Source organism: Streptomyces microflavus (genome assembly GCF_014650075.1).
Taxonomy (GTDB): domain Bacteria; phylum Actinomycetota; class Actinomycetes; order Streptomycetales; family Streptomycetaceae; genus Streptomyces; species Streptomyces microflavus.
The window spans coordinates 1004543-1017154 of record NZ_BMUG01000001.1 but is presented as its reverse complement, the minus strand read 5'-3'; the positions used below and the strand labels follow the sequence as shown (position 1 = coordinate 1017154).

The 12612-nt window shown below is 72.7% G+C and carries 12 protein-coding genes; 9 read left to right on the top strand and 3 right to left on the bottom strand.

Annotated features, from left to right (window positions below):
- Window positions 1–2 precede the first annotated feature (2 nt).
- On the bottom strand, window positions 3–785 hold the full coding sequence (locus tag IE264_RS04430; RefSeq protein WP_032752896.1) for a PspA/IM30 family protein: 783 nt from the start codon (window positions 783–785) through the stop codon (window positions 3–5).
- A gap of 298 nt (window positions 786–1083) precedes the next feature.
- Between IE264_RS04430 and IE264_RS04425 the strand changes: the two genes are divergently transcribed.
- The 3 genes from IE264_RS04425 to IE264_RS04415 all read left to right on the top strand — a co-directional run bounded on the left by IE264_RS04425 (window position 1084) and on the right by IE264_RS04415 (window position 3688).
- Complete coding sequence (locus IE264_RS04425; protein ID WP_032752897.1) at window positions 1084–1680, top strand: DUF3043 domain-containing protein; 597 nt, start codon at window positions 1084–1086, stop codon at window positions 1678–1680.
- A gap of 89 nt (window positions 1681–1769) precedes the next feature.
- Window positions 1770–2462, top strand: coding sequence for a class I SAM-dependent methyltransferase (locus tag IE264_RS04420; RefSeq protein WP_078657322.1), 693 nt, complete (start codon window positions 1770–1772; stop codon window positions 2460–2462).
- A gap of 134 nt (window positions 2463–2596) precedes the next feature.
- A complete protein-coding gene (locus IE264_RS04415; RefSeq protein WP_032752900.1) occupies window positions 2597–3688 on the top strand; it encodes a S1C family serine protease in 1092 nt (363 codons plus the stop codon).
- A gap of 69 nt (window positions 3689–3757) precedes the next feature.
- Here the strand turns inward: IE264_RS04415 and IE264_RS04410 are convergent, their stop codons facing one another.
- Window positions 3758–3967 (bottom strand): hypothetical protein, encoded by a 210-nt coding sequence (locus IE264_RS04410; RefSeq protein ID WP_031122139.1) that lies wholly within the window; start codon window positions 3965–3967, stop codon window positions 3758–3760.
- A 78-nt stretch (window positions 3968–4045) separates the two neighbouring features.
- Between IE264_RS04410 and IE264_RS04405 the strand changes: the two genes are divergently transcribed.
- The 4 genes from IE264_RS04405 (at window position 4046) to IE264_RS04390 (ending at window position 9204) form a co-directional block, all read left to right on the top strand.
- Window positions 4046–5248, top strand: coding sequence for a bifunctional adenosylcobinamide kinase/adenosylcobinamide-phosphate guanylyltransferase (locus tag IE264_RS04405; RefSeq protein ID WP_032752902.1), 1203 nt, complete (start codon window positions 4046–4048; stop codon window positions 5246–5248).
- A gap of 244 nt (window positions 5249–5492) precedes the next feature.
- On the top strand, window positions 5493–6608 hold the full coding sequence (gene cobT / locus IE264_RS04400; RefSeq protein WP_032752904.1) for a nicotinate-nucleotide--dimethylbenzimidazole phosphoribosyltransferase: 1116 nt from the start codon (window positions 5493–5495) through the stop codon (window positions 6606–6608).
- 80 nt (window positions 6609–6688) lie between these two features.
- The gene (locus IE264_RS04395; RefSeq protein WP_032752905.1) at window positions 6689–8476 is read left to right on the top strand and encodes a phosphatidylglycerol lysyltransferase domain-containing protein; all 1788 of its coding nucleotides are present in this window, start codon (window positions 6689–6691) and stop codon (window positions 8474–8476) included.
- Window positions 8473–9204: a hypothetical protein gene (locus tag IE264_RS04390; protein ID WP_032752907.1), complete on the top strand. Its 732-nt coding sequence runs from the start codon at window positions 8473–8475 to the stop codon at window positions 9202–9204. The genes IE264_RS04395 and IE264_RS04390 overlap by 4 nt, the downstream gene beginning before the upstream one ends.
- On the opposite strand, the gene IE264_RS04385 is transcribed toward IE264_RS04390, so the two are convergent.
- Window positions 9144–9908 carry a hypothetical protein gene (locus IE264_RS04385; RefSeq protein WP_032752909.1) on the bottom strand — a complete coding sequence of 255 codons (765 nt, stop codon included), beginning with the start codon at window positions 9906–9908 and terminating at the stop codon, window positions 9144–9146. The two genes, IE264_RS04390 and IE264_RS04385, sit on opposite strands and share 61 nt — an antisense overlap.
- 88 nt (window positions 9909–9996) lie before the next feature.
- Here IE264_RS04385 and IE264_RS04380 point away from each other — a divergent pair, with 88 nt between their 5' ends.
- Both IE264_RS04380 and IE264_RS04375 read left to right on the top strand, forming a co-directional pair.
- A complete protein-coding gene (locus IE264_RS04380; RefSeq protein WP_032752911.1) occupies window positions 9997–10779 on the top strand; it encodes an adenosylcobinamide-GDP ribazoletransferase in 783 nt (260 codons plus the stop codon).
- Between the two features lie 206 nt (window positions 10780–10985).
- On the top strand, window positions 10986–12539 hold the full coding sequence (locus tag IE264_RS04375; protein ID WP_015608086.1) for a leucyl aminopeptidase: 1554 nt from the start codon (window positions 10986–10988) through the stop codon (window positions 12537–12539).
- The last annotated feature ends 73 nt before the right edge of the window (window positions 12540–12612 follow it).

The window sequence follows — 12612 nt, the reverse complement described above, 5'->3', positions numbered from 1 at the left end:
CACTACTGCTTGTCGAACTTGTGCGGAGACTGCTGCGACTGCGGTGTGCCGTCCTGGGCACCGCCCTCGATCGCCTGCTGCGAGGACGAGGAGCCGCCGGCCAGCTCGGCCTTCATACGCTGCAGCTCCAGCTCCACGTCCGAACCGCCGGAGATCCGGTCCAGCTCGGCGGCGATGTCGTCCTTCGCCGTGCCGGTCGGGTCGTCCAGGGCACCGGAGGCGAGCAGCTCGTCGATGGCGCCGGCCCGCGCCTGGAGCTGCTGCGTCTTGTCCTCGGCCCGCTGGATCGCCAGGCCGACGTCGCCCATCTCCTCGGAGATGCCGGAGAAGGCCTCGCCGATCCGGGTCTGCGCCTGGGCGGCCGTGTAGGTCGCCTTGATGGTCTCCTTCTTGGTGCGGAAGGCATCGACCTTGGCCTGCAGCCGCTGGGCCGCGAGGGTGAGCTTCTCCTCCTCGCCCTGCAGCGTCGTGTGCTGCGTCTCCAGGTCGGTGACCTGCTGCTGAAGGGCGGCACGCCGGGACAGCGCCTCACGCGCCAGGTCCTCGCGGCCCAGTGCCAGCGCCTTGCGGCCCTGGTCCTCCAGCTTGGACGACTGGCCCTGCAGCTGGTTCAGCTGCAACTCCAGCCGCTTGCGGGACGTCGCCACATCGGCGACGCCGCGGCGCACCTTCTGAAGCAGCTCCAGCTGCTTCTGGTACGAGTAATCCAGGGTCTCGCGCGGATCCTCGGCCCGGTCAAGGGCCTTGTTTGCCTTCGCGCGGAAAAGCATCCCCATACGCTTCATGACACCGCTCATGGGCTTCGCGCGCCCCCTTCTGACGGACTGAGCTCCAGCACTCCCGATAGAACCCACAGTACGGGCCCTGTCTCTATTACCGCACTGTTCGAGTCCCGATGTGCTCCTCCCCAAGGACGACTGCGCCCCATCGCCGCTCCCGCCCAGGGTGTAGGTGACGGTCAGGGAAACCGGCGGCAAACGCCCCTTCTGCCCCTGTCGGGGCGCTTCTCGGCAGGCGTCCGTTGCCGGATCGTTCCCGCCCGGGTCGACGAGCCCGTCCGCCGACCCCGTACCCTTGGGTTTTGTGTTCCGTAGCCGTGCCAAGGAAGAGAAGGTCCCCACCGACAAGGTGACGGCGGACCTCTCCAAGCAGCCCCGCGACCCGCAGTCCCCCAAGGGTCGCCCCACCCCCAAGCGCAGCGAGGCCCAGACGCAGCGTCGGCGTGCTTCCAGCGCGCCGACCGACCGCAAGGCGGCCACCAAGCGCCAGCGCGAAGCGCGCCGCGCCGACCTGGCCAGGCAGCGTGAGGCGCTCGCCTCGGGCGACGAGCGTTATCTCCCGGTCCGTGACAAGGGCCCGGTGCGGCGCTTCGTCCGTGACTTCGTGGACTCGCGCTTCTGCATCGCCGAGTACTTCCTGCCGCTCGCCGTGGTCATCCTGATCCTCAGCGTGATCCAGGTGCAGAACATCCAGAGCATCTCGCTGCTGCTCTGGATGGGCGTGATCATCCTGATCGTGATCGACTCCATCGGTCTCTCGATCCGCCTGAAGAAGCAGCTGCGGGAGCGTTTCCCGGACACGCCCAAGCGCGGCGCCGTCGCCTACGGCCTGATGCGCACGCTCCAGATGCGCCGTCTGCGGCTCCCGAAGCCGCAGGTCAAGCGCGGAGAGCGGCCCTGAGCACGGAAACCTCCGGCTCCACCGGGGTCTGTACGACGAGCCCGGGCGGCGTGCGTGACACGGTCCGCCAGGAGCTCGTCGCCCGGCAGCTGGACGAGCAGATAGCCGGGCGGTTCCCGGTCGGTCAGCGGCTGCGCATCCTGGACGTCGGGATGGGTTCGGGCGTCCAGGCGCTGCGCCTGGCGCGGGCCGGTCACTCGGTGACCGGTCTGGAGTCGGACGCCGAGCTGCTGCGTACGGCCCGCGAGGCTCTGGCGACCGAGCCCGAGGGCATCCGGGAGCGGGTCAAGCTGATCGAGGGCGAGGGCCGGGAGACCGGCGTCCACTTCCTGCCGGGCAGCTTCGACGTGGTGCTCTGCCACGGCGTCCTGATGTACGTCGAGGAGCCCGACCCGATGCTGGCCGGGCTGGCCCGGATGCTGGCGCCGGGCGGCCTGCTCTCCCTGCTCGTACGGAACGCCGACGCCCTCGCGATGCGCCCCGGGCTCACCGGTGACTTCGGTGCGGCCCTGGAGGCCTTCGACACCGCCACGTACACCGACCGGCGCGGCCTGACGGTGCGTGCCGACCGGCTCGAAGCGCTGCGGGCCACCCTGGCCGGGATCGCCGCCCCGCTGCACGCCTGGTACGGCGTGCGGGTCTTCACGGACAACGTGGCCGACGGGACCGAGCTGCCCGCCGAGGAGCTGGAGCGGGTGCTGACCTTGGAGGACCGGGCGGGGCGGACCGATCCGTACCGCTCCGTCGCGGCACTGCTGCATCTGTGCGGGGTGCGCGGCTAGCAGCCGGGCAACGTCCGTGCCGTGCGTACCGCCGGACGTCGTACGTGTCGTACGTACAGGTGGGGCCCTGGTCGGGCCCTCGTTCGGCCCATCAGTACAGGCACCCGAAAGGGTGGTGGCACCAGACTCCGGATATGGACGCTTCCCCCTCCCGCCGCTCCGTGCGGCGCCTGCTGCTCCCCCTGTCCGCGGGTGCCTGTGCGCTCGCCCTGGCGGCCGGCTGCTCCGACGCGAACCCGGCGGCGGCGCCCGCCCCGGAGGCCAGCCCCTCCGGTACGGCCCAGGGCTCCGCGACCCGTGCCACCACCGATCTCCAGAGCGCCTACCAGGCCGTCATCAACGATGTGCTGCCCTCGGTGGTGCAGATCGACGCGTCGGACAGCCTCGGTTCCGGGATCGTCTACGACGACAAGGGTCATATCGTCACCAACGCCCATGTGATCGGCGACGAGAAGAAGTTCAAGGTCACCGTCGCCACCGGGGAGGCCGTGCTCAACGCCTCGCTGGTCTCCTCCTACCCGGAGCAGGACCTGGCCGTGATCAAGCTGGACGAGGTGCCCGACGGACTGAAGCCCGCGAAGTTCGGCGACGCGGAGAAGGTCGAGGTGGGGCAGATCGTGATGGCGATGGGCTCGCCGCTCGGCCTCTCCAGCAGCGTCACGCAGGGCATCGTCTCGGCGCTCGGCCGCACCGTCAGCGAGAGCCGGGCCGGCGGCGGTACGGGCGCGACGATCGCCAACATGGTGCAGACCTCCGCGGCCATCAACCCGGGCAACAGCGGCGGGGCGCTGGTCAACCTCGACAGCGAGGTGATCGGCATCCCGACCCTCGCGGCGACGGACCCGCAGATGGGGGACAGCGCGGCGCCGGGCATCGGCTTCGCGATCCCCGTCTCGATGGTGAGGACGGTCGCCGGCCAGATCATCAAGGACGGCCGGGTCACCGACTCGGGGCGGGCGGCACTGAACATCACCGGCCGTACGGTCGTCGACGACTCCTACCGGCCGGCCGGGGTGGCGCTGGTGAGCGTCGAGGAGGGCGGCGCGGCCGACGAGGCCGGGCTGCGGGCCGGGGACATCATCACGAAGATCGACGACACCGGGGTCACCACCATCACCTCGCTCTCCGAGGCCCTGGCGAGCGACAAGCCGGGCGACAAGGTGACCGTGACGTACACGCGGGACGACGACAGCAGGACGGCCGAGGTCACGCTCGGGGAGATCTGAGGGGCCCGGAGGCCAAAGGAGGGCGGGCGGTACGGGGAGTCCCCGTACCGCCCGCCCTCCTTCTTCGTCCTAGGCGCCGTCGGCCTGCAGGCTCATCGGGCCGTAGATCTTGGTCGCGTCCTCGAAGAGCGTCACCTGGGCGGCACCGCCCTCCAGGAGCTCCTTCCAGTACTCACCGATCCAGGACTCCGCGTCGCCCTGGGTGGTGAACTCCTCCGGCTGCAGGGCCGGCTCCGTCTCCGTACCGTCGGACTTCTCGAACCGCCACGTCCACGCCATGTCCGCCTCCTGGGTCACGTTGCTGCCCGAAGCCTAGCCGGGCGCGCACCGCGCGGGGGGACGCGGGAGGATCAAGGTGTGGAACTCACTCTGCTCGGCACCGGAGCCCCCGACGGGCTGCCCCGCCCTTCCTGCCCCTGTGCGGCCTGTGCGACGGCCCGCGGCCCGTGGGCGCGGGCCGCGACGGCCCTGCTGGTCGACGACGCGCTGCTCCTCGACCTGACCCCGGGAGCGGTGTTCGCGGCCGCCCGCGCCGGGCATTCGCTGGGCGCGGTGCGCCAGGTGCTGCTGACCCATCCGCACGACGGGCCCGCCGTCGAACTGCCGCCCACGCTGCCGCCGGCCGGGCGGGTGCCGGACGGCCAGGTGTTGACGCTGATCAGCGGGCACCGGGTGCGGGCGGTGCCGATGGACGCGCCGGGGACCGGTTACGAGGTGAGCTCCCCGGACGGCGAGCGGCTGCTGTACCTGCCGCCCGGGGCCGCGCCCTCCGGTCTCGACGGGCGGGCGGAGCGGCCGTACGACCTGGTCGTCTGCGATGTGATCGGACGGCCCGACGCGGTGGCGCGGCTGCGGGCGGTCGGCGCGGTGGGTCCGGCCACCGAGGTGATCGCGGTCCACCTGGACCACGACGCCCCGCCGGGCGCGGCACTGGAGCGGCGCCTCGCGGCCGCCGGGGCGCGGGCGGTGCCGGACGGGACGACGCTGGTGGTCGGCGAGTACCCGGTGGTGCCGGACGTGCCGCGCCGGGTGCTGGTGACGGGCGGCGCCCGGTCGGGCAAGTCGCTGGAGGCCGAACAGCGGCTGGAGACGTTCCCGGAGGTCGTGTACGTGGCGACCGGCGGGCGGCGCGAAGGGGACCCGGAGTGGGCGGCCCGGGTGGGGCTGCACCGGGAGCGCAGGCCGGGCGCGTGGCGGACGGAGGAGACCTGCGAGGTCGGGGAGCTCCTGGGCGCGGACGGGCCGCCGCTGCTGATCGACTGCCTGTCGCTGTGGCTGACCGACGCGATGGACCGGGTGGACGCCTGGGAGGACGTGCGGTGGCGGGAGGGCGGCGAGACGGCGTTGCGGGCGCGGGTCGCGGAACTGGTGGGTGCGGTGCGCGGGACCCGGCGCCAGGTGGTGCTGGTGACCAACGAGGTGGGTTCCGGGGTGGTCCCGGCGACCCCGGCGGGGAGGCGGTTCCGGGACGAGCTGGGACGGCTGAACGCGGCGGTGGCGGCCGAGTGCGAAGAGGTGCTGCTGGTGGTGGCGGGGCAGGCGGTGGTCGTACGGGGGTGAGGCGAGCCGCCTTGGTCGTGTCGGGGGGTGGGAGTGCTGCGGGGTGAGGGAAGCCGCCCTGGTCGCGCTGCGGGGTGAGGCGAGCCGCCTTGGTCATGTTGCGGGGTGGGAGTGCTGCGGGGTGAGGGGGCGTCAGTGCTCGGGGCCCCGGTCCGTCCGGGCCGACCGGTACTGTTCCCGGCAGGGACCCGCCGCCGGGTTCCCGGACCGGAACCCGACGTGACGACCCGCGAGGCAGACCTCCGTGAACCTGGACGACTTCTCCGACCTGATCGAACGCCCCGACGGGGGTGTCCGGCGCGACGCCGAGGAACGGCGGGAGCGGCTGACCGTCCCGCCGGGGGCGCTGGGCCGGCTCGACGAGCTGGGCGAGTGGCTCAGCGCCGCGCAGCAGTCCGTACCGGTCAAGGCCGTCGGGCAGCCGCGGGTGGTGCTCTTCGCCGGTGACCACGGGGTGGCGGAGCTGGGCGTCTCCGGGCGCGCGGCGGGCAGCACCCACGAGCTGGTCCGGGCGGCCCTCGACGGGGCGAGCCCGGTGGCGGTGCTGGCCCGGCGGTTCTCGGTGCCGGTGCGGATCGTGGACGCGGGGATCGACTGCGACCTTGAGCTGCTGCCCGAGTCCGTCGTACGGCACCGGGTGCGGCGGGGTTCGGGGCGCATCGACATCGAGGACGCCCTGACCGCCGAGGAGGCCGAGCAGGCCGTCCGGCTGGGCATGGCGATCGCCGACGAGGAGGCCGACTCCGGCACCGATCTGGTGGTGCTCGGCGACCTGAGCGTCGGCGGGACCACTGCCGCGGCCACCCTCGTCGCGGCGCTCTGCGGTACGGACGCCTCCGTGGTGACCGGGCGCGGCGGTGCGGGCATCGACGACCTGGCGTGGATGCGCAAGTGCGCGGCGATCCGGGACGCGCTGCGCCGGGCCCGGCCCGTGCTGGGTGACCAGCTGGAGCTGCTGGCCACGGTGGGCGGCGCCGATCTGGCCGCGATGACGGGGTTCCTGCTGCAGTCGGCGGTGCGCCGGATGCCGGTGATCCTGGACGGGGTCGTCGCGGCGGCCTGTGCGCTGGTGGCGCAGCGGGCGGCGTTCCGGGCGCCGGACTGGTGGCTGGCCGGGCAGGTCAGCGGGGAGCCCGCGCAGGCGAAGGCGCTGGACCGGATGGCGCTGACCCCGCTGCTGGACCACGGGGTCACGGTGGGCGAGGGGGCCGGTGCGCTGCTGGCCCTGCCGCTGGTGCAGGCGGCGGCCGCGCTCGCGGCGGAGCTGCCGGAGCGTACGCCGGTGGCGGCCGAGGACGAGGCGGAGACCGCCACCGAGGACGAGACCGAGGCCGACGTGAAGGCCCTCGACGCGACCTGAGCGGCCGGGGGGGGGCGATGCGGGACCACGGTTCACGCCCGCCGCCCCCATGTCCGTAATGCACCATATGATCACCTCTCATGGGAGAGGTTCGATCGGCCGAAGAGACAGCCCGGCGCAGCACCGTCCGGTCCCGGCGCAGCGCCACGTTCGCCATCTGGTACCTGCGCGTCGTCTCGTTCATCAATTTCCTGAGCGCGGTCTGGGTCACCCTCGGCCAGGACCTGCGGCGCCACAACACCGAGAACTACTTCACGCCCTACCTGCTCACCGCGGGTTTCTCCTCCGGGGTGATCGCCCTGTTCCTGGCGGTCACGATGCGGCGGCGCAAGCGGGCCGCGTGGATCGTGAACCTGGTCCTGGGCGGGCTCGTCCTGATCGCGCTGGTCCTCGCGTTCTTCTTCGCGGAGATCCGGCAGCACGCCCAGAACTGGGTCTCGCTGGCGCTGACGGCCGCCTTCGTCGTAGCCCTGCTGCTGGGACGGCGGGAGTTCTACGCCAAGGGCGACCGCTCCAACCCCAGACTGGCGGCCCTGGTCGCCGTGGTGGGGCTGCTGGTCACCTCGCTGGTCGCGACAGCCCTGGTCACCGTCACCAACACCGCCCACGACGACTACCGCTCCACCTTCCTGGACCGCTGGCGCTACGGGGCGCTGCGGCTGGTCTCGGTCGCCGCCGACGACTCACGCTTCCCCGGGATCACCACCCCGGGCTGGGTCAACGTCGTCATCAACATCCTCTCGACGCTGCTGCTGATCGCCGTCGTGTACGCCGCGTTCCGCTCCCGCCGGGCCGTCGACGCGCTCACCCCCGAGGACGAGGCGAAGCTCCGCGCCCTGCTGGACAAGCACGGCGACCGGGACTCGCTCGGCTACTTCGCGCTGCGCCGGGAGAAGAGCGCCGTGTGGTCGCCGACCGGGAAGGCCGCCGTCGTCTACCGGGTGGTCGGCGGGGTCTCCCTCGCCTCCGGCGACCCGATCGGTGACCCGGAGGCCTGGCCGGGCGCGATCGAGCCGTGGCTGGCGGAGGCCCGGGAGCACGGCTGGATCCCGGCCGTGATGGGTGCGAGCGAGGAGGCGGGCACGGTCTACGCCCGGCACGGCATGGACGCGTTGGAGCTGGGTGACGAGGCGATCGTAGAGACGGCGGACTTCACACTCGACGGACGGGCGATGCGCGGGGTGCGCCAGGCCTACAACCGGGTCAAGCGCGCCGGCTACGAGGTGACGATCCGGCGCCACGCGGACATCCCCGAGGCCGAGATGGCCGAGCTGGTCCGGCGCGCCGACGACTGGCGCGACGGGGAGACCGAGCGCGGCTTCTCCATGGCGCTCGGCCGGCTCGGCGACCCGGCGGACGGGCAGTGCGTGATGCTGGAGTGCCGGAACGCGGCCGGGAACGCGGCCGGGGCACCCGGCGGACTCCGTGCGGTCCTCAGCTTCGTCCCCTGGGGCCCCCACGGCCTCTCCCTGGACCTGATGCGCCGTGACCGGGAGGCGGAGAACGGCCTCATGGAGTTCATGGTCATCCAGCTCCTCCAGCGCTCCGGCGAGATCGGGATCACTCAGGTCTCGCTCAACTTCGCCATGTTCCGGTCCGTCTTCGAGAGGGGATCGCGGCTCGGCGCGGGACCGGTGCTGAGGCTGTGGCGTGCGCTGCTGAGCTTCTTCTCGCGCTGGTGGCAGATCGAGTCGCTCTACCGGGCCAACGCCAAGTACCGACCGATCTGGGAGCCACGTTTCATGCTGTTCGAGAAGAGCGCCGACCTGGCGCGCATCTCCATCGCGGCGGGCCGCGCCGAAGGGTTCCTGGAAGCGCCGGGGCTGCCGAAGTGGCTGCACCGCGCGCGTCTCGGCGCACATAGATGAGCCGCCTCCCGGCGCTGCGCCGGGCCGCGCGGCGGGAGTGGGGCCCGCTCGTCACCACCGTACGGAACGGGCTCCACGACCACGGCGTCCGGGCGCTCGCGCTGACGTGGGCGGCGGTGGCGCTGACCGCGGCCGTCCAGGTGGTGCAGAACCAGGCGTGGGGCTACGGGCCGGTGCAGGACCTGGGGGCGGTGCGGGCCGAGGACCCGGTGTGGCTCGCCCTGCTGCGTACCCCGCTGTCGCTGTTCGTGCCCGCGCTCGACCTGCCGGTGTGGGGTGCGCTGGCGCAGATCCTGCTGGTGTTCGGCATCGCGGAGGTGTGCCTGGGGCGGTGGCGCACGCTCGCGATCGCGTACGTCGCCACGCTGGCGGGGACGCTGTACGCCCGGGTCGGCATCGCGCTCGGCCCGGACGCGTTCCTCGGGCTGCCCGCCTCGGACGCGCAGGTGGTGGACACCGGCCCCTCGGCGGCGGTGGTGGGGCTCGCGGTCTACGTGTGCCACGCCTACCGGGCCTGGTTCACCGGGGCCCTGGTGGTCGTCGCGATGGTGGTGGAGGTCCTCGTCAAGGACAACCTGGCGGGCCGGGAGCATCTGGCCTCCATCGCCGCCGTGCTGGTGGTGTGTGCCGTACGGGAGTGGCTCGGGCGGCGGCGGGAGGGGCGAGGTCAGGGCTTGCGGGAGGGCGGCAGCGGGACCCGGTCCGGGGCGCCGCCGATGAGGTCCTGAAACTTCCGGCGCGGGCCCGCCCAGCGCACATCGTGGTGGTAGGCGCGCAGCACCGCCCTGGAGCGGGCGCGATGGCGGTTGCGGTAGAAGCGCTTGGCCCAGGGCGAGGTGGGGCGGGCCAGGCGCAGGGCGCCGATCAGCGCGACGAACGGGACGAGGGTGCCCAGCACCGCCATCCGGGTCTTGCCCTTGAACAGCGCGATCAGGACGAAGCAGAAGTTGACGGCGTACGAGGCGATGACGCCGAGCCTGCTCTGCTGCTCCTCGTCGTCCACGTCGTCGACGCCGAGCGGCGAGAACCCCGCCAGGACCAGCACCACCAGGGAGACGGTCAGGACGACGACCTCCACGCTCTGGCGGCCCTCCTCGGTCCAGTACACATCGTCCAGATGCAGGATCAGCGCGAACTCGTCCAGCACCAGACCGGCCCCGACCCCGAAGATCACCGCGCAGACCCCGGCGGCGATCCCCTGCCGCCCGGCGGCCACCGCGCCGAAGCCGCCGATCACGGTCAGCACGACCCCGGGCACCACGTGGTGGATGTGCACCCCGCCCGGGGTGATGTTGCGGAACGGGCCCTTCCCCGCGCGGATCATCCGCGTGATGGTGCGGGTGATGGCGAAGGTCAGCACGAAGGCGGCCAGCGCGAGGAGCAGGGGGAGCTTGCCCGGCTCGACGATGTTGGTGTGCCACCAGTTACCCATGCCACCCGCTCCCGATCTGCACAGCCTTGCGGCTTTTCTGACGTTTCAGCCAATCTATCCGCGCACGGGAGCGGCTAACCTGCCCGCGGTGACCTCCCTGAACAGCCACGGCCTCCGTTTCGCCTTCGGCACCCTGACCGTGCTGCCCGTCCGCGTGACCCGCTGGGACCGCGCGACCGCCCGCTCCGGGATGCTCTGCGCCCCGCTCGCCGGGCTCGTCGTCGGCCTGCTCGCCGCCGCCCTCGGCTCGCTGTCCCTGCTGGCCGGTTCGGGACCGCTGCTCGCGGCGGTCGCCTCCGCCGCGGTGCCCGCCGCCCTCACCCGGGGGCTGCACCTGGACGGCCTCGCCGACACGGCGGACGGCCTCGGCAGCGGAAAACCGGCCGAGGACGCGCTGCGGATCATGAAGCAGTCCGACATTGGGCCGTTCGGTGTCATCACGCTCCTGCTGGTCCTGCTGGCCCAGGTCGCGGTCCTCTTCGAGCTGTACGGGGAGGGCTGGGCGCACGGGGCGCTCGGGGCCGTCGTCGCGGCCGTCGCCGCCCGCCTCGCCCTCACCCTGGCGTCCCGTCAGGGCGTCCCGGCGGCCCGGCCGGAGGGCCTCGGCGCGGTGGTCGCCTCCACGGTCCCGGCCGGGTGGGCGCTGCTCACGGCGGCGGTGACGGTGGCGCTGTGCGCGGCGGCGGGCGCGTCGTTCGGCCCTTACGAGGCACTGCACCACGCCCTCGCCGTGCTGGGCGCCCTGGCCGCCGCCGAACTCCTGCTGCGCCACTGCGTACGGCGGTTCGGCGGGGTGACCGGCGATGTGTTCGGCGCGGTGGCGGAGACGGCGGCGACGGCGGCCCTGGTGGCGCTGGCGCTCGGCCCCTGACCGACGTACCACCGGTCGGGAACCGGCCCGCGTACGGCCGGAACCGACCGCCTTACCGGTCGGGAACGGCCCGCCGCCGTAACCCCCGGCGAACGGCGCGCGTAGGCTCATTCCCGGCACATTGCGGAGGCGTCTACGATGCGCCGGGCACGGTCGGCCCACCCCTCGACCGAACTCGAACTCAACGGAAGCGAGATTTCACCACCGTGACTGCTCTCACTCTCAGCACTGCCGGTGCGGCGACGCTGCGCGCCGACGCACTCGTCGTCGGCGTCGCGAAGGGCGCTGGATCCAAGTCGGGGGACCTGGTCCTCGCACCGGGCGCCGAGGCCGTGGACAAGGCGTTCGACGGAAAGCTCGCCGCCGTTCTCGCGACCCTGGGGGCCGTGGGTGCCGAGGGCGAACTGACCAAGCTGCCCGCGCCGTCCGGCCTCAAGGTCCCGGTCGTCATCGCGGTCGGGCTCGGTACGGTCCCGGACAAGGAGGACGCGTACGACGCGGAGACCCTGCGCCGCGCCGCGGGCACCGCCGCCCGTGCCCTGTCCGGCTTCAAGAAGGCCGGCTTCGCGCTGCCCGCCGCGTCCGTCGAGGACGCCGCGGCCGTCGCCGAGGGCGCCCTGCTCGGCGCGTACGCCTTCACCGCCTACCAGGGCGGCGAGAACAAGCTCGCCCCCAAGGACGCGAAGAACAGCGGCCCGAAGCTGCCGCTCGCCGAGGTGGCCCTGGTCGGCGCCAAGCCGCGCGACAAGGCCTACAAGGCGGCCGTCGAGCGTGCCCTGGCCCTGGCCGAGGAGATCAACCGCGCCCGCGACCTGATCAACACCCCGCCCAACGACCTCTACCCCGAGTCCTTCGCCGCCGTGGCCACCGCCGCCGGCAAGGAGCACGGCATCAAGGTCCAGGTGCTGGACGAGAAGGCTCTGGTCAAGGGCGGCTTCGGCGGCATCCTCGGGGTCGGCCAGGGCTCCGCGAACGGCCCGCGCCTGGTGAAGCTCGCCTACACCCACCCGAAGGCGGAGAAGACCCTGGCCCTTGTCGGCAAGGGCATCACCTACGACTCGGGCGGCATCTCGCTCAAGCCGGCCGGCCACAACGAGACGATGAAGTGCGACATGAGCGGCGCCGCCGCCGTGTTCGCCGCCGTCGTCACGGCCGCCCGCCTCGGCCTGAAGGTCAATGTGACCGGCTGGCTGGCGCTCGCCGAGAACATGCCGTCCGGCAACGCCACCCGCCCCGGTGACGTGCTGCGCATGTACAGCGGCAAGACCGTCGAGGTCCTCAACACCGACGCCGAGGGCCGGCTCGTCCTGGGTGACGCGCTGACCCGCGCCTCGGAGGAGAAGCCGGACGCGATCGTCGACGTGGCGACCCTGACCGGTGCGATGGTGCTGGCGCTCGGCAACCGCACCTTCGGGATCATGGCCAACGACGACGCCTTCCGTACGTCGATCCACGAGATCGCCGAGGAGGTCGGCGAGGCCTCCTGGCCGATGCCGCTCCCCGCCGACCTCCGCAAGGGCATGGACTCCCCCACCGCCGACATCGCCAACATGGGCGAGCGCATGGGCGGCGGCCTGGTGGCCGGCCTGTTCCTGAAGGAGTTCGTGGGCGAGGGCATCGCCTGGGCGCACCTGGACATCGCTGGCCCGGCCTTCCACGAGGGCGCTCCGTACGGCTACACGCCCAAGGGCGGCACCGGCTCCGCGGTCCGCACCCTGGTGCGCCTCGCCGAGCGCACCGCCGACGGCGACCTGGGCTGAGTGCCCGACGTGTACGGCCCCGGGCATAGGTCCGGGGCCGTACGTGTTGTCCGGGCGGAACCGGTTACAAGGA